This is a genomic window from Bradyrhizobium sp. WSM4873 (assembly GCF_055811355.1).
The window spans coordinates 51,719-73,446 of record NZ_JBVVPS010000005.1; the positions used below are offsets into that span (position 1 = coordinate 51,719).

Annotated in this window: 12 protein-coding genes and 2 pseudogenes; 11 read left to right on the forward strand and 3 right to left on the reverse strand. The window is 58.4% G+C overall.

The genetic code is table 11. The features are described from left to right. Positions 1 to 14 precede the first annotated feature (14 nt). From AC0L21_RS10115 to AC0L21_RS10130, 4 genes are all read left to right on the forward strand, one after another. On the forward strand, positions 15 to 878 hold the full coding sequence (locus tag AC0L21_RS10115) for a hypothetical protein (protein ID WP_473260803.1): 864 nt from the start codon (positions 15 to 17) through the stop codon (positions 876 to 878). A gap of 98 nt (positions 879 to 976) precedes the next feature. Next, positions 977 to 1,198 (forward strand): helix-turn-helix transcriptional regulator, encoded by a 222-nt coding sequence (locus AC0L21_RS10120; protein ID WP_473260806.1) that lies wholly within the window; start codon positions 977 to 979, stop codon positions 1,196 to 1,198. Between the two features lie 5 nt (positions 1,199 to 1,203). Further along, on the forward strand, positions 1,204 to 2,457 hold the full coding sequence (locus AC0L21_RS10125; RefSeq protein WP_473260808.1) for a virulence-associated E family protein: 1,254 nt from the start codon (positions 1,204 to 1,206) through the stop codon (positions 2,455 to 2,457). A gap of 175 nt (positions 2,458 to 2,632) precedes the next feature. Next, positions 2,633 to 2,917: a hypothetical protein gene (locus AC0L21_RS10130; RefSeq protein WP_473260810.1), complete on the forward strand. Its 285-nt coding sequence runs from the start codon at positions 2,633 to 2,635 to the stop codon at positions 2,915 to 2,917. 492 nt (positions 2,918 to 3,409) lie between these two features. Here AC0L21_RS10130 and AC0L21_RS10135 read toward each other — a convergent pair whose 3' ends face one another. The 3 genes from AC0L21_RS10135 to AC0L21_RS10145 form a co-directional block, all read right to left on the reverse strand. Beyond that, positions 3,410 to 7,105 (reverse strand): HEAT repeat domain-containing protein, encoded by a 3,696-nt coding sequence (locus AC0L21_RS10135; RefSeq protein WP_473260815.1) that lies wholly within the window; start codon positions 7,103 to 7,105, stop codon positions 3,410 to 3,412. A gap of 234 nt (positions 7,106 to 7,339) precedes the next feature. Then, positions 7,340 to 7,750, reverse strand: a complete 411-nt coding sequence (locus AC0L21_RS10140; RefSeq protein ID WP_473260819.1) for a hypothetical protein — start codon at positions 7,748 to 7,750, stop codon at positions 7,340 to 7,342. Positions 7,751 to 8,705: 955 nt separating this feature from the next. Continuing rightward, positions 8,706 to 10,334, reverse strand: coding sequence for a hypothetical protein (locus AC0L21_RS10145; protein WP_473260822.1), 1,629 nt, complete (start codon positions 10,332 to 10,334; stop codon positions 8,706 to 8,708). 715 nt (positions 10,335 to 11,049) lie between these two features. On the opposite strand from AC0L21_RS10145, the gene AC0L21_RS10150 reads away from it, so the two are divergent. From AC0L21_RS10150 to AC0L21_RS10180, 7 genes and pseudogenes are all read left to right on the forward strand, one after another. Further along, positions 11,050 to 13,602 (forward strand): hypothetical protein, encoded by a 2,553-nt coding sequence (locus tag AC0L21_RS10150; protein WP_473260824.1) that lies wholly within the window; start codon positions 11,050 to 11,052, stop codon positions 13,600 to 13,602. 810 nt (positions 13,603 to 14,412) lie between these two features. Next, positions 14,413 to 14,766 (forward strand): annotated as a pseudogene (locus AC0L21_RS10155) (recombinase family protein); the annotation flags it as partial. A gap of 308 nt (positions 14,767 to 15,074) precedes the next feature. Then, a pseudogene (locus AC0L21_RS10160) lies at positions 15,075 to 15,233 on the forward strand (recombinase family protein); the annotation flags it as partial. Positions 15,234 to 15,329: 96 nt separating this feature from the next. Beyond that, positions 15,330 to 15,926 (forward strand): hypothetical protein, encoded by a 597-nt coding sequence (locus tag AC0L21_RS10165; RefSeq protein ID WP_473260826.1) that lies wholly within the window; start codon positions 15,330 to 15,332, stop codon positions 15,924 to 15,926. Further along, entirely contained in the window at positions 15,904 to 16,782 is an 879-nt protein-coding gene (locus AC0L21_RS10170) for a ParB/RepB/Spo0J family partition protein (protein ID WP_473260828.1), read from the forward strand. The genes AC0L21_RS10165 and AC0L21_RS10170 overlap by 23 nt, the downstream gene beginning before the upstream one ends. A 5-nt stretch (positions 16,783 to 16,787) precedes the next feature. Next, entirely contained in the window at positions 16,788 to 17,684 is an 897-nt protein-coding gene (locus AC0L21_RS10175; protein WP_473260830.1) for a plasmid partitioning protein RepB C-terminal domain-containing protein, read from the forward strand. A gap of 313 nt (positions 17,685 to 17,997) precedes the next feature. Then, positions 17,998 to 20,751, forward strand: a complete 2,754-nt coding sequence (locus AC0L21_RS10180) for a S8 family serine peptidase (protein WP_473260833.1) — start codon at positions 17,998 to 18,000, stop codon at positions 20,749 to 20,751. The last annotated feature ends 977 nt before the right edge of the window (positions 20,752 to 21,728 follow it).

Sequence of the window (21,728 nt, forward strand, 5' to 3'; positions counted from 1 at the left end):
AATCGAGAATTACCGTGAGTAACTCATCTGCTGCCCCTGACTGGTTCGGGGAGATCCCGCCCAATCTCGGGACTGACGAAGAGGGTTCGCTCGAACAGGGTGTTCCACATCCCGGCGACCTGCCCCCCGAAATCCTCGCTGAAATGATGGATGGCCCCGGCTATTCAGCTTCAGAAGTAAGGTCGCCTACTTCATTTTCCCTGCTCGATCCCATTTGGTGGTCACTTGGGAACGTTGCCGAATTCATCGAGGCTAACACCGAAATTGATGATCCGGAGAGTTCACCACTGTTCACCGGTCTCTTGAAGGTTGAACAAGCCATTAGAAGTGGCCAACTTCAGGCATATGGCTCGATTGATGCCGCGCCTGTAAGGTCAATCCCCGTTGAAGTTTGGACCGAGTTCGTAATGATTGCTTCCAACATCGCCCCGAACATAGACGGAAGCGTAACTTACGACGTTTCCGTTCGCTCTGTCCGCAGCTATCGAGCCAGCGCCCTTCATGATCACAGCTTCCCATCGGGCGAGTTTGTACCGAGCGCGAGTTCGTTGAATGGAGAACCCGGCTATCACCGTGTTATCTCTAATCCGTTCGTGAAAGAAATCGAAGCCCGCAAGCTGTTCATCGCCAAGGTTACAAAAACGAAGCAGCGCAGGGTCGGAGAAAAGCAGCGTCGGTTAGCGCGAAGCTTGGACCGCATTACCATCAAAGGAAAGAAAGTCTATCCAGACCGAGCTGGTTTTTCCTTCGCAGAGATCACTCGTGCCGTTGTCAAAGACTGGCGCAGAGAGGATGAGCGGCTCGGGAAGGGAGAGGTCGACTACAATCTTCCGTCGGAAGAGCAAGCTGTCAGACGGTTCTACAACTCGGAACCGTAATTCCTACATTAGTCGCGACTTCTAATCTGACGTCGGAGCGGCGGCCATTTCCGAAGGTATGAAGGGGCAACGCAGCGATATTCCTGCGTTGTCAGGAAATGGAGTTGAATGTGACTGGGACGACCGAGACTTGGCTGACCCGCAAGCAAGCGGCAGCATACTTGAAGCTGGGCGAAAGCACTCTGGCGAAGCTCTTCGTATCTGGCGACGGCCCACCTGCTATTAAGATTGGCCGATCAGTTCGCTATTCCTCCGTCGATCTGAACGAATGGATGTCCGCAAGACGCCGCAAGTCCACGTCCGATATCGGCGACGGCTAGCTAAAATGGACAACTACGAAAAGATTGCTCGAATGGTCCTTGAAGGTCCATCCGATGTGGCGCAGGCCGATTGGAAAGCAGATCTGCTGAGGTCCGAACATGGGGTCCTGAAGCCCCTGCTCGCTAATGCCATCACTTTGTTTGGTAATGCTCCGCCATTCGCCGGGCTCATCAAGTTCAATGAATTTGCGACGCGGATCATGTTGCTCGGGGCACCGCCTTGGGAACAATCAGACAAGGATTGGGCACCGCGTCCATGGTCTGATGTCGATGATATCCGCGCCGCCGAATGGCTGCAACGCCAAGGGATCGCGGTGAATCCCAATATTGCCGGCCAAGCCATCACGGCTGTCGCGGAGAGACAGAGGTTTCACCCGGTGGTCGAGTATTTGGATCGATGCGCGTGGGACGGCCAGGCGAGGTTGGCCACTTGGTTATCCGACTATTTGAGCGTCCCAAATACCCCCTATCACAGTCAGGTGGGCCGGTGCGCTCTCATCGCAGCCGTCGCGCGAATTCGTCGTCCCGGGTCAAAAGTGGACACCATGCCGATCTTGGAGGGCGCCCAAGGGCTCGGGAAATCGACTTTGCTTCGGCATCTTTTTGAACCCTGGTACTCCGACGAAATTGCCGATTTCGGAAGCAAAGATGCAGCAATGCAGCTTAGCGGGGCGTGGCTTATCGAGATTTCGGAACTTGACGCGATGTCCCGCGCCGACGCCGGCCGGATCAAGGCGTTCATTAGTCGAACGACGGATCGCTACCGGCCTCCTTACGGAAGTCGCGTGATTGAACAGCCGCGATCGTGCGTCTTCTGGGGGACAACGAATTCCGACGCCTACCTGAAGGACGAAACCGGTGGACGTCGTTTCTGGCCGGTAAAGATCGGCAAGATTGACCTCGGCGGGCTGGCAACAGTGCGCGACCAACTTTGGGCGGAAGCCCAGCACGCTTTTGCCTGCGGCGAGAAGTGGTGGTTCGAAGACCAAGACGTGCAGGCGGCAGCCGCGGATGAACAGCGGGCGCGGTATGAAGGAGATCCTTGGGACAATCTGATTGGAAAGTTCGTTGCGACCCGATCGTCCGTCACCATTCCGCAAATCCTGACGGAAGTATTTAATTTGCCGGCAGGTCAATGGGAGCAACGAGAGCAAAATCGCGTCGCTCGTTGCCTGAAATCGCTAGACTTCGTCAGAAAGCAAAAGCGCAAACGGGGTGACCGGATTTGGTTTTACAAACGCAGCGACGGCACCGATTAAGTGACGGGACTGGTGACGCCAAAGACGTCCGGACCCAAAAGCCCTTGCCCCGACTATGTCACCAGCGTCACTAGTCACTACTTCATTTAACATATACGCGCGCGCTCAGAAGTGTCGTCTCTTTTGGAGTGACCTAGTGGTGCCGTGGAGACACCCCACATTATGGAAACCAACTATGCGAAAGTTTGTGATCGATCAACTCGGCCTTGCGAAGACAGTGAGGCAGATCAATTTTGCCCGTGGTATGAATGCGAAGCAATGGACCCTGCTGGAAGCCCTGACCAAATTTCGATTTCCGCTCAGCGTCAGCGAATGGAGCGATCCGGACGTGATTGCTCTCTTTAAAAATGGCCTGGTTTCGTCCAGCATGATTGAAGACGGTGCCGTAACGACCTGGGCCGCGACCGATGCGGGAACAAACTTGCTGCGACTTCGTGCCGAGAACTCTTTAATTTGGTAGGGGCGACGCCGATGCTCGGCGGGGAAGTCAAGGTGCAAGCGCCTCGCGTCGACCGAGGCTATGCTACTGCTTCGTCATGTTGCGATGCCAACGCAGTTCTGGCATCGCCGGCCATCGGGGTTTGGTACCGGGCGTGAGTCCTTCCCGGTCCCCCACCCCTTACGGCACAAACGCGCCCCACAAATGCGCTAGCCATACATCGCAAAATCTGACCGAACTTACCGAATACACCGAACATGTGTTCGGAAACGAGTAGCGGTGGGGACAAACAGCCGGCGTAGGCAACGAGGGCGCGAAATTAGTGGAGGCGTTCTTAAAGTGGCATCGCCGCGGGATCCGTGTCAGCTATGGGTCAAAAAGCTGGCATCGTGTGCAGACAACTAACTATGGCCACCTATTGGCCAGGCAGCCGTCCATTGAGCCGTCACGCAGTTCAACTGCTAGGAGGCACGCGGGCTAATGGTGCCCGATGCCAGGGTTTCGGGTCCTTTCCTAACCGGCATGCAACTTCTTCACTAGCTTCCGCGAACTTTTTATTTGGGGGAATCGCCTGTCGAGCCGCCTGATGAACTCGTCGCTCGTCGAATGATCGCCCGAATGTGCGGCGGTGACGTTCAAATGAGTCATGACCCTCTCGGCGCTATCGGGGTCCCAGGTCTCAGCTATCCGTAGGTAGACGCCATGGAAACGCGCATCGCCGAGGTGCTTTGACCAAAGGTCCGGATCCTTAAAAGCCGCTGCAATGAAGAAGTCCCACACGCGTTCGTGCCGGAACAGGAGCCAATTCTTCTCCTCACCGTGGGCACCTTTGATCGCCCTTGGGACGAGAAGCCGCTGCTCCTGCAGGCATGAAGTCTCGGCTGGGAATTCATCGGGGCTCAGCTTGTTGCGATCCTCGATCCGCATTTTGACCGCATGTAGGCCAAAGGCATCGAGGGGAAAGGCAACCTTGGCGATCTCCCGATAGCGCTCGTCTGCGAGCCGAAAAGCCTCGTCCACCAGTGCTGTGGGCGAGGGCATGCGCCCCCGCGCCAGAAGCTCGGCCGCGAAAGTAAGGTCGAACGGGTTCGACAGCATCAGTTCCGCCGTCCCACGTTCAATCTGCGGCGGCGGCTCATCAAAAGCGCTCGAGACGAACTTTCGCACGGCGTCCTTGTAGGCCTCTCCTTGGCACGGCTGCGTCTGGTCCGCACCGACAGGCCGTGACATGAGGAACGCGGTCGCTTCGCTGCGGTCCAGGGGCAGAAGCTCGACTTTTCGGGAATTCGCCGGCAGGCGCCACTCGATCGGCTGGGTCGCAACGATCACGTCACCCTTGGACATGGCGAAGGCTCGGATCTTTTCGCGCGTATCGGCTTCGACCTCGTTAAGGCCGTCCACGATCACCTGGAGAGCGCGCGTATGGACGAGACTCCGCACGAAGCCCGTTTCCTGCACGTCGTGAATGATGCGGGAGATGGCAACGTCAACGCCGTTGGCGCAGTCGCGTGCATGGAGGAAGGCGACCGGCTGCGTCGCCTTTGCCGCGATCTCGCGCAGCAGGCTGGTCTTGCCCAGCCCTGAGTCGGCCTGAAGCACAACGCCCCCCGCGAGAGCCCACCGTAATTGGGAAAGACAAACGGGCTCTCCGTCGTTCAAGCGCGCGCGGCCCTCAGCGAAATAACCGAGCTCGGCAAATTCATCGAGCCTTGCCTGCGCGATGAGATCGTCACGGAATGGCGCGAGCAGGCGCCGCCGCAGCGGCGGCAGGACGAGCAGCAGGAGCGGCACGAAGCCAGCGCTAAGAAACTGCCGGGCCTGCGGATTCCAGAAAAAAATCGCCTGGATTGTCCGCGACCAGGGAAAGGCGACAAGGAAAGCAGTCCAGAACAGTGCCCAGAGGACCAGCGACCAGCTTAGCCAGAGGCTAATTGGAGCAATGTCTTCACTCCTGAGAATCGCGGCGAGCGCCTGCGCATGGGTCGAATGGGACTTCCTGAAGTCGGCGAGGAGTGCCTCAACCGTCCGCTTTTGGTCAGAAGTCCAGCAGCGGTGAACGGGGCCCTCGATCGGCAGGTCGCGTAGCCACGCGATGGAGACGCGAACGAACTCCGCGAGGCTGCTCGTTTCGGTGGGGGTTTGGCAGGCCGCTTCGATCGCCGCCATCGCGGCGTTTTCGGCTTCTACGCGAGTGCGCTGTGATGTTGAAAGCTCTTGCCAATGATCCGTTAGCAGCTGAAGGACTCTTTGAGCTTCCGCGGGATTGTTCACAACTAAATCCCGTGGCAACGCGTCGGGGGCTCCCAGCCAGGCGAGGAACCGCTCGCTACCGTCCTTTTTGCCGTCCGCTCCAGTCGCGATATGCGCCGCCGCCCGAAGCACCCCTGCCGCTTCGTCCTCACGAGAGTTGATGAGGCGAATGGCGGATAACGAAGCACTCAGATCGCCTGGTCCAATCCGACCGAGGGCTTCTGCCGCTGCGCGCCTCACGACGGTGCTTTTCGAGCTGCCCAAGAGCGATAGCAACTCGTTGATGACCGGGCCCGCGCGCTCGCCGGTAGCGATCTGACCGAGGGCTAGAGCGGCCGCGCTGCTGACGGAGCTGTCTGTATTGTGGAGGAGCGGCATCAGCTGGTCGATGGCCGGGCCCGCACGCTCGCTGCGGGCAATCTGACCGAGGACTTGTGCCGCCGCCCGCACGATGGAGCTATTCGGATCACTAAGGAGAGGCAGCAGCCCGTGGATAACGGGACCCGCGCGCTCGCCGATTGCAATCTGACCGAGGGCTTGTGCGGCTGCAGCGCTAATAGCGGAGTCCCGGTCGCCGATGAGGGGCAGCAGCTTGTCGATGGCTGGGCGCGCTCGCTCGCCGGTGGCGATCTGTCCGAGGGCCCGTGCCACCGCACTCTTGGCGGGACTATTCGGGTTGTCGAGGAGGGGTAGCAGCGCGCTGGTGACCGGGCCCGCGCGCTCGCCGGTCGCAATCTGACCGAGAGCTTGTGCCGCTGCGTACACAATGGAGGCGTCCTGGTCACTGAGGAAGGGCAGCAGCTTGTCGATCACAGGGCCGCCGCGCGCCCCGGTCGCAACCCGACCGAGGGATTCTATAGCTGCTCTCTTGATAGAGCTATCCCGATCGCCGAGGAGGGGCAGCAGCCTGTCGATGACTGGCCCTGCGCGCTCACCGGTCACAGTCTGACCGATGACTTGTGCCGCTGCGCCCCTGATGGAGCTATCCGAATCAACGAGGAGGGGCAGCAGCTTGTCGATGACCGGCCCCGCGCGCGCGCCGGTCGCAATCTTACCGAGGGCTTGTATCGCTGCCCCCTTGATGTAGCTATTCGGATCGTCGAGGAGGGGCAGCAGCCTGTCGATAGCCGGCCCCGCGCGTTCAGCGGTCGCAATCTGACCGAGGGCCTGTGTCGCTGCGCCAGAGCTATTCGGGTCGCCGAGGAGTGGCAGCAACCTGTCGGTGACGGGGCCCGCGCGCTGACCCGTCGCAACTTGACCAACGGCTTGTGCCGCTGCAGCGCTAATAGTGCGGTCCTGGTCGCTGAAGAGCGGCAGCAGCTTGTCGATGGCGGGGCCCGCGCGCGCCCCGGTCGCAATCTGACCGAGGGCTTGTATCGCTGCGCCCCTGATGGAGCTATTCGGATCGTCTAGAAGGGGCAGCAGCCTGTCGATAACCGGCCCCGCGCGCTCAGCGGTTGTAATTTGACCAAGGGCTTGTGCCGCTGCAGCGCTAATAGCGCGGTCCTTGTCGCTGAGGAGCGGCAGCAGCTTGTCGATGACCGGGCCCGCGCGCTCACCGATCGCAATCTGACCGAGCGCCTGCGTCGCCGCGCCCCTGATGGAGCTATTCGAGTCGCCGAGGAGGGGCAGCAGCCTGTCGATGACGGGGCCCGCGCGCTCACCCGCTGGAATCCGGCCGAGGGCTTGTACCGCGGTGGCGCGGATGGATGGGTCTCGGTCGCTGAGGAGAGGCAGCAACCTGTCGATGACTGGGCCCGCGCGCCCGAGGGGCACAAACGTGGATAGGTACAAATCAGCGTCGATCTCGATCCCGCCCCGAGTCGCAGCCAAATCGTTGATCGCTGCCTCGAACCCCCGCTCCATCCAATCCGGCGGTGGATGCTGCGCATCGAACTGCGCCAGCGCTGGCGTGGACAAAATCACGCCAATAAGGATAAAAAGGTTGACGCAATGCACCAGTAGACATCGGATTGAGCGCGCGCAGAGTTCGGGGTCTCCCCAACCCTGCGATGCTTTGCAGTCACGCAAGAACTTGCCTTGCCCGCAATCGCAACGATTCCCCATCGGTTCGAGTTTCTCCCTGCATCGAGAATAAATCGAGCTTGGACAGACGTTTCACGCTGGGCCGCCGCTACCAAGAATAGTTACATGATCCAACCCAATAGGCTCAAACGCACGAAGTGGAGACCACTAAAGGAAGCGCAACGCTGTCTGTAGTTCTGTTTTCAGGTTATCCCTGAACGTCACATAGTTGCCATAGGACACGGGATTCTCTCCGTGCGCGCCCCCAGAACAGTTCATATTCAAACCGTTGACTAATGCGTCCAGCTCACTCAAACCAGATTTGATCTGTTGCACGGCCACCGGCGTCTGGTTCGTTGCCAAAGCCGATCTTGCGGCGCTGAATGCATTGACAGCCGTGTTACCGTGGACCTGCAACGGACCCCAGTTAACTGGGGGTACTCCGTGGGCCCCGCCCGAGCAACCTTGGCTCATCGACACCATCGCATCTTGGAGTCTAGGGATTGCATCGCCCAGTATCGCGTCCACAACGGCCTTTGGATCGGCGGCGGAGGCAACGTTCGCGAACACTGTCAACAAGAGAACTCCACAAAAGATGGAGGCAGTCCTATACTGCAGCGACCGAGCTACCCGACTTTTGGAGCGTGTGATTTCAAAAGCCATTTGAGAACCCACTTCTGCTCCGATTTTCTCATAAACTACTCTCCCACGCCATGGAATTTTGGGTGGAGGAAATAAGCCGCCCCTCGTTTGGCAGCTACATTCGGTGTCATTCGCGTCGGATCGGCGGGCAACACGGAAGCAAAGCGACTGCTCGTGGCCCTCAGCAGACCAAACCGACTCACGTGCAGAGCGTCCGCTTTTCGGACTAGGGCTGAACACTTGTCCGCTCGATACAATCTGCCTCGAGCCCGCGGGTCCCTCCCAGCCCCCTCCCCCATACGGCCCAAGCGCGCCCCGAAAATTCGCCAGCTAGTACGGGCAATTCTTGGGTTGACACGGTTGACAGGTTGACACGCAAGCGCCTCGAAGAGCTACTCTATCGAAGAAATCACCGGAGCGGTGAGCACGCACCGAGACGTTTTGCAGTTCTCTCGCTGGAGGGAGAGAATCTAGAAAGAAACTTGCTGGAACCACTGCTCACCAGATGCTCTCGACACGAGAGCGCCAGCACCGAAGTTTCTCCGCTGTAGGTGCGATCGAAGGAAAGGCTACACCCTTTCCTGCTGGGAATTGGCCGTTTTGCGCCCGCCGTCGGCTATCGCCGAGGAAGAATTTTTGGTTAGTCTCCACTTCGTCCCGCAACCCCTCCCGTGGGCAAGTTTGCAATGAGCAGTGGGTAGTTGCTTTGCACGCGAGAGAGAGCGCACCAGCGGTTAGCAGTCGGTTGGCGAGGGCGCTGAGGGACCCGGCTGGTTAGGAGCCCGCTTTAAGCCAACCGAGCAGAAACCTCTCGAAAAGGCCGCGCTGCCTTTTCGAAAGCAACCAGATTGACGCCCTCTAATAGTCAGCGCTCGGGTTGTCTTCGCCCCAGTCACCCGACCAGTGCGTCAAACGTGGTAAACTCGGTGCCGTTGTTTTCATTTGAGGCTTTCAAAACAGCGGTCCGCAGTGCCTCCATGTTCACGTCGTCAACGGACCGCGGCGACGGCTGGCCGAGATCATCTTCGTAGAAGCCGCGGACGACATCGATGAAGGCCGGCGATGTCAACCGTCGACTAACCAATAAAATCAGAAGAGCGTCTGCCAAGGCAGGATATGGGGTGTCAGAATCACCCAACCAGGCCACGATTTTCGACACCGGTTCGATGCTGGTCAAGACGTTGATGGATCCCAGCGCTGCGAGCTTGTCCGCCGGCACCAACGTTCCGGCCAGCACCTTCAGAGCCTGTGTGTTGGTGCCGATAGGAACGGCGCCGTTTTCTCGACCTACATAAATTGGGCCGCGCCACTGATCGTCCTCGCGCCAGAAGAAGTCGAAACCGAACTGGCACTTGTTTCGGGCGACGAGTTCGAGGTTACCGTGATCGTCTGGTCCGTAGTTCGATTGGATGAGCGACACTTCGTCATAAAGCGTGTTGCCGGCGAATTGTGTCGCCGGCCCCCAGCCTTTGTCTATGACCGTAAGGTTATACGGCTGTCCGACATCTCGTGCTCGATGCAGCAGCCCGCCTGTTTTGAGCGGGACTACAAGTTCTAAGTTGCCATAGTGACCGCTGTCGGCGAAACCGGAGTCGTTTTGGCCGTAATCGCCCTGGATCAATGATGGTCGACCGTAGAAGGCCCGCAATTCTTGTGACTGGATGTCGGGCCTAGGCATGGTGATACTGTCGGCACCGATCCATTCGCATTGGATGCGACCGGCATCATGTCCGATTTCCTGAAAATATGGGTCTGTTGCGCACCAAAGCTGCAACGCATTATCTTCTGAGACGCCAATGATGTAGGTGTACCCGCGGTGGGCGCAGCTCCTGTCCTCCCACACCTCCTTGTACGTCGTTTCGGTAGAGCTTGCGCCGACTGGAGTAAGGGTGATGCCCATGCCAACAAGCTTTCCGCTGGATACGAGCACACCGCTGTAAGCCTCAGGCTTTAAGTCTCCAGGAAAACTTGGCACTTGTGTCCATGCCGACGTAGGGTCGGTCGTTTTGACGTACCAATCCCACCCCCCGGCGTTAGTCGCGACCACAACGTGAAACATCCCTGGATCGTGCGCTTCTTTATGGGCGCCGGGGATAAGCGGGATGTCGCTGAACAATGCTCCCGAGTACGTGATAGCCGGGACACCCCTACAACGTTGCGCGATTACCGAACCGAGGCGCCACGTCAACGCTCCGCCGTTTTCTCGCCACCAATGCTCCAGTGTTCCATCCTCACGCACTGCGACAGCTTCTAAGTTCTTGGTCGGCGTGCCCGAGTAAACCATGAAGTCCGATTCAGTGACCGATACGCCTTGATAGCGCGCGCCCTGCGCGAACAGCGTCGGTCCGTACCACTGCAAAGCAGCAGCGTTGTCATTGTCCCGGTAGAAGTGAGCCAGACCACCATCCGGCCAAGGAATGACGACTTCGAAATTGTTCCGGTTTCGGCCAGCCCGGCTCTGAATGAAGAACCCGCCCCACGGTGATGCTTGCGGGCGTTCGCGCCAATCGAATGAAACCATCTGATCCGATGTCCTTCCGTTGGGTGAAGAGCGGATCGACCCAGCACGCGATAACGCCACACCGTCGCGTCCCGCTACTGTGCGAGTTGGCTCGCTTTTCCTTAGCGTTCATTCCGAAGATAAGGCAAAACTGAGCCAATACTTGCGCTTTTGCAACTTTCTCGCAAGACCCTGCGGACTGGCGTCGTTACGCTCGAACGGCAGTAGGGCAGCAGGCTCTGCCCGCTCCTTTCGGCATTAGACTCTCCACTGCCTTCGATTGCGCGCGAACGCGTGACCATCGGTGGTCCAAATCCCGCTGAGGGCGGCTAGGCCGCAGCTTTGCGAAGCCGATCTCCAGAAGGAGTAGTATGGCAACCTCGGCCATCGGAAAGCGACGTAGCGGCCGTGGCTCGCGACGTTTGTGTCGCTTGAGGCCTTTTTGTTCCAAAGGCGCTCAACGACGAGTCTTCGGTCCGCTTGAGCGTCCTAGCGTGTGCAGCTGAGCTTGTAGGCACCGCATGAAGCGGAGGAGCGGCGGATGTCGGCAAGCGGGGCGAGGCCAACCCAGCTATTCAAAGTCCATGATCGTTGCCCGCGGTGCGTTAATTCCGGCCGTCCGAGAAAGCCGCCTTGATCAGCCTTAAACCCTTTTGAAGTTCAGCCTACGATTTTATTAGCAGCCGCTACAACTTTGTGATCTATTTCCTGCAAATCATGGGAGGGGAGCGTGAGCATGGCTGATCCCGTTTCGGATCCGGTGTTTTCGCTGAATCTCGGAAATGGCGTTTATTTGGACAGCAACGGCGCGTTGCGCAGCGGGCCCGTGCCCAATGTGCCGGTTTATGAAGCGCCGTTTACGCTCCCGGTCGATCCACAAAAACTCAAGGATGCGATCTCTAGCTTAAAGGACGCGCTGGTCGACATCAATAAGAAGGGAGCGCTAGTCGAGAAGTTCGGCAAGTTCGACTGGGTCGAGAAGACCCTCGATCTATTGGCAGGCATCGGTAAGCTCGCTAGCTACGTTGCGCCAGTGGCAGCCGCCTTTGCCGTGGTGGTAGGCGCGCTGAAGCTGTTCAAGATTCTTAAGGACGAAGATCCGGCGATCAACAAGAAGTTCGACGAGCTTCAGCGCTATATGACCACGCACTTTTCTGCACTCGCGCACCTGATGGAAGCGCAGTATCTGCAAACGGCGCGCTCCGAGATCGACACCTTGTCCACTGTCGTGAACGGCTTCGCCGAGAGTATGAACGATCCACACTGGGATCCCACGCCTGAGGAATTGCAATTCCAGCGCCGAACGTTGATCAACGCGCACACTGAGCATCTCGATGGTTTCAATCGTGCCGTTGCCCTCGGGTCCTGGCTCGCGGATTTCCAGCGCGGCGAACACACGCTGGTCTGGCCGTTCCTAGGCACCCTGCTGAACGTCCTGCCCGGAGTTGCCAAAAGCGACCCGCCGGGCACGCCGGAAATGGTGCCCGTCACGATGCCATCGGACGGGCCCAATTTTGATCATCGCCTAATGTTCCCCTTCGCGAGCTTCGCGATTGGAACCTATCTCGCATGTATCCGAGGCATATCGCCGGAATATCGCACCACGGGTGAGTTCCGGGCGGAGCTGATTGGCTTCGCGAGCGACCTACAGGAACTTGCTACTGCCATGCGCAAGAATGTCCTGGCGCGAACCATCTACACGGCGGATCAGTTCAATCAAATCTTCTACGACTACGACGGATCGCTAGATATTCCGATGACGTTCGGCTCGGTCGAAGGAAACCCTGCTCTCGTGCCGATCGTTGACGCCATCCGTCTGAAACCGCACGCGAGCCAGTGGGCTGTCGGCGCGTTGGATTTGCGTTATCACGACGACGCGTACTTCTCAGGTTTCCTGGCGGCGCTGGCGGCAAGCGAAATGCGGGCTGGGGCGTCGCACACCAGTGCCACCGCCCCCACCAAGCTCGGCACGATGGATGTACGCTGGATGCCGCCGGCGCGATTCAGGAAGGGCTCGTTCCCGCAATCCTATGAAATTGTCAATCGCGAGGAGTGCGCCACCGCGGCGAACGCGCAGTCGGAAATCGACTATGCCGACCTGCTGGCGATGAGCGGCTATCCGGAGCTGCTGCGGCTTTCCGCGTTGTGCCGGAACCAAGCGATTGAACCGTCGGTGAGCGAGACCGTCATCCCGGGGAAAGTCAAGCTTTATAGCAATCCAGACACCGAGACCGAAGTTACTGTAAAGAGCAACCCGGTGCATTATACCGGCCAAGTCATCACGGCGACTGCCAAGCGCCGGTTTCAGGAATATATGTGCAGGGTCTTGGTACAGACCCAGTCGGTGGTGCGCGTCAATCCAATCAAATACCGGATCGTGCTGCGGACGCTGAAGAGCAGCGCGGGTCAGAACGGTTGGCGGGATACAGACTATTCCGACTACCAGATTTGTACCTATGAGAACGATCCGCAGCATCCGGGATTTCAGAAGCTGAACGTAAGCCATGGAACGGCGGAGACCGGCGTCGCCGAGCTGGTCGCCAATTGGACCGCAAGCCCGCGCGAACGCATTCGCAATACCGGGACAGTTGCGATCAAGGCCACGACGTTCGACTGGTGGGTGCCCACCCCGCCCGAGCCTGCCCACGATGACTACGTCGATCATCTGAGCGGGATGATCATCGACCCCTGGCAAGAAAGCAGAGGTCCGCTTGGGGGGATTCCGGACATGATCTTGACCGATAATGTTTTCGGCAACGGCACCCAGATTGGGCCTTCGATTCCCGAACTCGCCTGGCAACGACCGGTATCGCCGCCGGCCGACGGGCAGCATCGTGATGTGCACGAGGAGACCGTCCATCTCAGCTACACGATCGACTGGAATCGCGACCAGCTGCAGGTCACGGTGACGAACCAGCTGGCCGAGCGTAGCTACGTCGTCTATCTTGTGATCGAAGAGCAGATGCAGGGCAGCAGCAATGTGCTGCATACCGCGGTCGCTTTGCCGGTCGACGGCTTGATTACCCGCGTGCCGGCGCAATTCTTCGTGGACGAATTCGCCGCCCATGCCAAGACGGCGAAGATCATCGCCAGTTTAATTCCAAAGCACATTCCAAAGATCGGTGAGATCGTACCCGATGACGGCGGCGTGGCCTGGATCAAGCCGGGCGATCTCCTGACTCCGGACAGCGTCGCGCGCGTAATGAAGAAGCTACAGGCTGAAACTCCTGGCTTCTACGATGCCGTGCTGCGCGAGTTGAAGCTGCGTGATCCTTCGGTTTTCACCTGAGCTAAGTTTTGTTCTGCGGAAAGCATCAGAGCTTAACTTCGTAGCCGAGGGCAGCGGGCCAAAAGCGCCGGTCGGCACCACGTCCTGCATACTGCCAAATTGCACACGCCCAAATCGACCCAGCATAACCGGCGGAGTAGCCGCTATAGGTCGCGCTGGTCGTCGATGTATCCTGAATGATGCGTCGGCAGGTTTCGTCCTGTTGGCTTTGCCTATCAGGATTACTTTCTTCGGAAACGGGCGGAGGGCCGGAGATCGATTGCGAGACTCGGATCGGCTACCCATTCTATCGTTCAACTTGACGTGTCTCGTCTGTCCTCGACCTCGATAACTTGTGAGAGCAGATCGGCAGTCAGCTGTAAACTGTCCCTGACCTCTGCGAGCCTTTGACTGGATAGCAATGCGGGTCGGTGCGATAGTTTTAAGACGAACTCGAAGACCCGATCCGAATTTTGCATTAGCCGCAACAAGTGCTCGCCGCTAGGGCCGTTCGTGCCTGAGAGCCAATTCTTAGCAGTTCTTTCGTTCGCCCCCGTCCACCTCATCAATGTCTTCTGAGCTTGATGGCTGTTGCCTAGCTCCGACTTCAGGATATCGGCAATCATACTTGCGTAAGTGGCGGACGCCCTTCCGCCGTTTGGAAACTTCTTGCCCGCTTTCGGAAACATATTTCCCCCCGAGCTAAGTTATAATTCCAATAGTCGACCATGCATTCTTGACACGAGTAGGGCGACCATGTTGCAGGGCACGTCCCATTCAGGCGCCGAACTGGGAAGCCAGGCCGCGAAAGGCGCCGCTGAATACGTGCGGATGTCGACGGATCACCAACAATATTCGACAGCGAACCAGTCGCAAGCGATACGCGAATACGCAGCTCGTCACGGCTTTCGGATCGAGAAAACCTATGAGGACAGCGGCAAGAGCGGCCTCAATCTTGATGACAGGCAGGCTCTCAAGCAACTCATCGAGGACGTACAGACCGGAGTGGCCGAATTCTCGACCATCCTTGTGTACGATGTAAGCCGCTGGGGCAGATTCCAGGACGCCGATGAAAGCGCCTATTACGAGTACATCTGCAAACGCGCGGGCATCTCGGTCCGGTATTGCGCCGAGCAATTCGAAAATGACGGCAGCCCGGTCTCGACCATCGTCAAGGGCGTCAAGCGAGCGATGGCGGGTGAATACAGCCGAGAACTCTCGGTCAAAGTCTTTGCCGGCCAACGGCGCCTGATCGAGCTTGGCTACCGCCAAGGCGGGCCGGCCGGATTTGGGCTGAGGCGGCAATTAATCGATCAAAATGGTGTTGCTAAGGCGGAGCTCGTCCGCGGCGAGCACAAGAGCATTCAAACCGACAGAATCGTGCTCATCCCCGGTCCAGAACAAGAGATCGAGACCATCCGGTTCATCTACGAGGCATTCGTCGCGCAAGACAAAAGCGAGCGGGAGATGCAGACAGCCTCAATGCCAAAGGCATTACCACTGATCTCGGCCGGCCATGGACCAGGGCGACCGTGCACCAAATCCTCATCAACGAGAAGTACATTGGCAACAATGTTTGGAACAGGTGCTCATGTAAGCTCAAGGGCCAGCGAATCTATAATCCGCCTGAACGCTGGGTTCGTCACGATCAGGCTTTTGAGCCTATCATCGACGATGATACATTCAGATCCGCGCAAGCAATCATTGTTGAACGCTGTAAGCGCTATTCCGATGAGGAGCTTCTGGATGTGCTCCGCGGCCTGTTGGAGCAGCACGGCTATCTGTCTGGGATAATCATAGACGAACTGGAGGTCGGGCCGTCCAGCAGCGCCTATCGCACCCGGTTTGGCAGCCTCATACGAGCTTATGAACTGATTGGCTTCACGCCGGACCGGGACTATCGCTATATCGAGATCAATCGCGCGCTGCGCCGGATGTATCCTGACCTGATCGCCTCCACCGTCCGCGGCATTAAAGAGATTGGCGGATCGGTCCAACAGGATGACGAGACGGACCTCCTCACTGTCAACGATGAATTCACGACATCACTGTGCTTGGTCCGATCACAGCAGACGATCGCTGGCTCGCATCGCTGGAAAATCCGGTTCGACGCAGGCTTGCGTCCGGACATTACCGTCGCCATTCGAATGAATCAGATGAATAGCGGAATTCTGGACTACTACCTCTTGCCTCGCTTTGAGATGGAGGCCGACCGGGTTGCCCTGGCTGAAAACAATGGCCTGGCGCTCGACGCCTATCGCTTCGACAGCCTTGAGATGCTGTTTGAACTTGCCGCGCGTTCACAATTGTTGGAGGTCAGCTATGGGATCGGCCCAAAGCATTGAGATTATCCCCGTCGGGTCCATCGATGTCGTCAATCCGCGCGCACGCAATCGCCGGATTTTCAAGGAGATCGTCACCAGTGTCGCCGAGCTCGGACTGAAACGGCCGATCACAGTCAAACGGAAAGCCGGCGAAGGTGAGCCACGGTACGACCTAGTGTGTGGTCAGGGACGCCTGGAGGCGTATCAAGCCCTCGGGCAGCGCGAAATTCCTGCCGTCATCGTCGACGCCACCAACGAGGACAGCGCGATCATGAGCTTGGTCGAGAACTGTGCGAGGCGTCAACATCGGGCGATCGACCTCCTGCACGACATCGAGGGCCTGAGGCAGCGTGGCTATGAGCCCGACGAGATCGCACGCAAGACCGGGCTCAGCGTCGAGTACGTCAAGGGTGTTAGCAGCCTGCTGGAGGGAGGCGAGCACCGTCTGCTCCGTGCGGTTGAGGCCGGCCAAATGCCAGTCAGCGTCGCCGTCCTGATCGCACAAGCCCCGGACAACGACATTCAGACCGTCTTGCAGCAAGCCTATGAGGAAAAGCTGCTACGCGGCCAGCGCCTGTTGGCGGCCAAAAAGCTGATCGAACAGCGCCGCCGCCGCGGCAAGGGATATAAGACCGGCCCGCGCCGGACTGATGGGGCTCCGATCAGCTCAAACGCGCTGTTGCGAGCTTATCGTCAGGACGTCGATCGGAAACGCGTTCTGATCCGCAAGTCGAACGGTACCAAAGCGCGGCTGGTTTTCATTTTGGAAGCCTTGCGCAAGCTTTTGACCGAGCCTGAGTTCCTCACCCTTCTGGAAGGCGAAAAGCTGGACACCATGCCAAAGAACCTTGCGCTTCGCCTGCATGAGCAAGGCTAGGCGCCATGGCACGCCGGCCTCATATTTCGGTGCGGATGGGCTTTGAGGAGCGGACCCTGTCGGTCAGGCTCGCGGACATCCAACCCCTCAAGCTAGTCTCGGAGGAACTAAAGCGCTCGCCGAAATACCGTCAGATCGCGGCCTCGATCGGCGAGATCGGCTTGGTTGAGCCGCCTGTGGTGGCACGCAGCCGCGAGAACCACGGCAAATATCTGTTGCTGGACGGCCATCTCCGGCTGGAGGTGCTGCGGGAGCGCGGACTTTTCGAGGTTGAGTGCCTGGTGTCCACTGAGGATGAGGCCTTTACCTACAACAAGCGAGTGAATCGCATTGCGATCATCCAGGAACACCGGATGATCCTCAAAGCGGTCGAAAACGGTGTCTCCGAAGCGCGAATCGCCAAAGCTCTCAATGTCGATGTGGCCAGCATTCGGCGACGCCGCAAACTCCTGGACGGCATTTGCGCCGAGGCAGTCGAGCTCTTGAAGGAGCGGCATCTAACGCTGAACACCTTTTCGGAGCTGCGCAAACTGGGCGCTATCCGGCAAATCGAGGTGGCGGAATTGATGATCGCCATGAACAATTTTTCCAACAGCTATATGCGCTCCCTGGTCGCGGCTACGCCGAAAAACCAGCTGGCGACCGGCTATACGCCGCGCACCCCCAAAGGCCTTTCGGATGAGCAATTGACGCTGATGGAGCGGGAATCCGCCTCGCTGGCCCGCGAATTCAAGGTCGCTGAGCAGACCTACGGCGCCGATCATTTGGATCTGGTGCTGGCCGTCGGCTACCTCTCCAAGCTTTTGCGCAACGGCAAGGTGGTCGGCTATCTCGCCAAGCACTTTCAGGAGCTGCTGTTCGAATTCCAGCGGATCACTGAATCCGAGGCCAACGCGGCTTGAGTGCGCGGCGGCAATTAATTCGATTTGGCAGCACTCGCGTATGCGTGGTTATAGAACGATGGGCTGATCGGGTTCACGAGCCTGTCTGTTTTGAATCGAACTAGCAATCTTGTGAGCTAAATCACTGCATAATCTTCCGTCGTACTGTTAGGGTTCATTTATTGATTTGCTAGGATGCTCAACGCAAAAGATTGAGCGCGACCGCGTCGGATGTTGGCGCGAAGCAAATTTGATTGACGGCTTGTGCGCCATTGCGAGTATTCAGAAATCGGATCAAAGTCGCCTTGTAAGAATGTTCATTTGGAGGAAGCCAATGAACGAAACCCTCTTACCCAAGCGTTTGGCCTATTGCTGCCGTTCAGCGCGGTTGAAAACATTCGTTGCGACCTTATTGGTTGCTGCGCCCGTCGCGCTTGCGTCCGCGCAGACCGTTGCTGCCGCGGAAGGCGCGTCTAGCGGCCAGAATAGCGCTATGCGCATCAATCGGGACGGCGAGGGTGACCCCATTTCGCTCGAAGCCGTTCAGGACGGGGTCAGAAACTTCGAATTGCGCCAGGCGGGCGTTGGGCGACCTAATGCCACGAGCGCGGATGACACCAAACGTCGCGACTTCGGACCGAGCAAATCTGATGTGGCGGATCGGTTGGTTTTCCCTGTCGATCGCAAGCCGCCGCGCGATGCACTTCCGCATCGGGGCGCCGAGGCGACAACAGTCCAAACGGAGGCGCCCAACAGGCCGCTGTCTGCGCCAAAGGATCGCCCAAAGCCTCCGGCCGATTATCCTTCGCGCGGCGCGTCGGATGTCCGATCATTTGAGGCCTATCAGCTTGGGTTCTCGGGAGGAACGATGACACCGGCCTCCGGGGTCGACCCGCGCATACGATCGGATTTAGCGGCAGGGGAGCGGACTGAGACCTATGCCTTTCTGCTGATGGATTTCCTGCCGGACGCGGCCACGGAGCGCACGCTGATGAGCGAGTTCGGGGTCGCATCGCTCGGGCTGCATGGGACAGCACTCAAGGTCCGCGTCCCCCTGCAAGCACAGGCGTTGGAGGGCATTGCCAAATTGCCCGGGTTTAGATCATTGTCTTACCCCTCACCCGACCAAAAATTAGCGCCGGAGCTGAAATCTGCGATCGAGCGTCTCGGCTCCGAGGTGGTTCGATTTCCAATTATTATCAGCCTGTTCGAACCTGATCCCAAAACTTCGTTCGCCGAACGGGTCCAAGCTACGGGTGCGGAGGTGGGTCGCTACGACCCGGTGTTGCGGAGCTATGAGGCTCTCGCAACACCCGAACAGATCCGCATTCTTTCCGGTTTGGATTTCATCCTGTTCATCGAAATCGAGCGCCGGAGCGGCGGTGGACACGATCAGAGCATGGCTACGAATGGAGTCGATTACATCCGTGCGTCCGGCTTCCTGGGTGCGGGAACTGTATTGGGCTTACTCGACACCGGCGCCATGTTGGGAAGTGCGGCCGCAACCATGCACCAAGACCTCAACAAGAACGGTTGCGGGATTAATTTCACGAGCGACGCCGCGGGCGTTTGGAATGATCAGAATGGCCACGGCACTCACGTCCTCGCAACCATCTCCGGAACTGGCACTGCGAAAGCGCGGTTCCGCGGCGTCGCAACTGCGGTCGGTTCGCGTGAGCGCATCCGGGTTGGAAAGATCTGGAAATCGACCAACACCGGACAAAACTCTTGGCTGCGGGACGCGATCGACTACATGGCGGACGCAACCAGCTGCGACGCGCCACGCCCCTCTGTCATCAATCTGAGCGGTGGGGCGAGCGGATCGGGGCAGACTGGAACCGATTCCGAATCGCGCAAGCTCGACGCCCGGGTCTGGGAAACACGCCAGGCCTACATCGTGTGCTCCGGCAATAACGGTCCGGGCGCGCAATCGATCTGGTCACCCGGCGTGGCCAAGAATGCGCTCACAGTCGGAAACGTGCAGGACGCGGGATCAAGCCTAGTTGGCGAATTGTCCGGCAGCAGCAGCCGCGGCCCGACCGGCGATAATCGGATGAAGCCAGACCTCGTTGCAACGGGGGCTGTCGTGACCTCTGCGCAGGCGGGAACGACGGATGGTTATACGGATAAGAGCGGATGCAGCATGGCAACGCCACATGTCAGTGGCATCGCGGCAACGTTGCTGGAGCACTATCCTGATTTCAGAGATCGACCGCACTTGCTGCGTGCCCATCTCATGGCTTCCGCTACGTTGCATTCGGACGAGGTCAGTCCGGCAAACAACACCGGTGGCGGACGCAGTGATTTTGGGCTCGGACGCGTCTCCGATTATCAATCGCATTGGGCGCGCCTCGACCCCAACGGCTGGAGCGGCCATTGGGCATGGATGACAATCACCGACAAGTCTTGGGGCTTCTTCGACATCGACGTGCCTCGGGGTACCAAGCGGGTCGTCGCTGTGCTTACTTGGGACGAGCCCGAAGCGAGCGCAGGAGCGTCACAGGCGGTGACATACGATGTTGACCTGTGGGCCGATCCCGGCGCCAGTTGCACGCCGGACGCAGTTGGACAATGTGGTGGCTGGGCCTCGCAGTCTAATATCGACAACGTCGAATATCTCATCATCGACAATCCGCCTCCTGGCGTTCTCCGGCTCAAAGCAATCAACTGGAGAGCTCCCTCATTTGGCTTACCGGTGGCAATCGCAGCTAAAATTATTCGCGGCGATCCAACGCCTGCGATTTCGATGACGGCTACGCCGAGCACAACGTCTCCCGCGATCGGCTCGACCTTCACAATCAAGACAACCATTTTCAACCCGAGTTACGAGGCATATGGAGTTCAGGTGTCAGCGGCGGCGGGGTCTAGCGGTCTAAGCCTGCTCGGGGTCTCGACCACCCGCGAGGATGGGGTGGCGATGGATTTTCCAAATGCGGCCAGCCTCACACTTGGCACTGTAACGGAGGCCGATACGCGCTCCGCCATCTGGAAATTCAGTGCCACCTCGCGAGGCCCGCAGACCGTCCGCTTCAGCGGCCGGTCCAACAATGGCGGCACCGTCTTCAAGAGCGTGACTGTTTCACCTTGAGCCCCCAGGACTGAGTTTGACCAAGTCGCCTAAGACATTCACATTTTGCTCTCAGCTCAGACAGCTCAGAGTTCACGGTCGGCCGACTCAGGAATGAATAGTTGTTGACTCCAGGGGAGAGCACGCGAGGGTTCGAGACGATAGCCCGAATAGCGAACGTCTCCGAGATCAGCAGCTTCGGACCAGAGGCCGACCTTCCGCAGAGATTGTCGGATCCGTCAGTTAACGGATTAGCAATGGCTTCTTGCCAGCCTGTAATCATTGCAGATCGTCGCAACTGCGGCTTCAGAAGCGTATCGTCTCTCTCAGTTCATACCTGCTCGGTTGGCAGTCTCATCAAGGGACAAGTCCGCTATGTGCAAGGGAATTCTGATTTCGCTTAGTGCGCTGTTCTTTTTGCTGGTTTGCGATCAGTTCTGGTCGAACGGCCGCTATACGGATGTTGCTATCGTGATGGCGAAACACATCAGTCGCTCTTTCGGTGTCTGATGCAGCCAGTTTCCACCAGCTCGAAATGACTGACGCAGATGCTCTTGACGCATTGAACCAGAGAGAATGCCCGGATTGCTGGTCAAAAACGATGTTATCTGGATTGCGGGTTGACATTGCGGAGCACTTGGAATGCCTTGCCTGTGAGGCACGCTTTTACGTTGCTCCGCGACCTCCACATGCCATAGTCTTCATCCGCAATAGGCCCATGCGAGAATCAACAAGCGCTTGCCATGGGTCAACAGCGCCTGCCGTCATTGCCGACCACCTACTTGCAGCCGCGGCAGATCGTAAGCTTGCGCTTCAATGCCTCATCTTCTTGCTCAATCAGGTGCTGTGCCGGGTGTTGTTTGCTCCCGAATTGGGCTAGGAAGGTCTTGCTGCGCGGGACTTCATGGTTCGCGCCGCATAACCTGACGTTCACTATCGTCAGCCGTGCCGACGTTAAAGCCATGGTAGTCCCCGGCTGGGCTGAGGACCGACGCAGG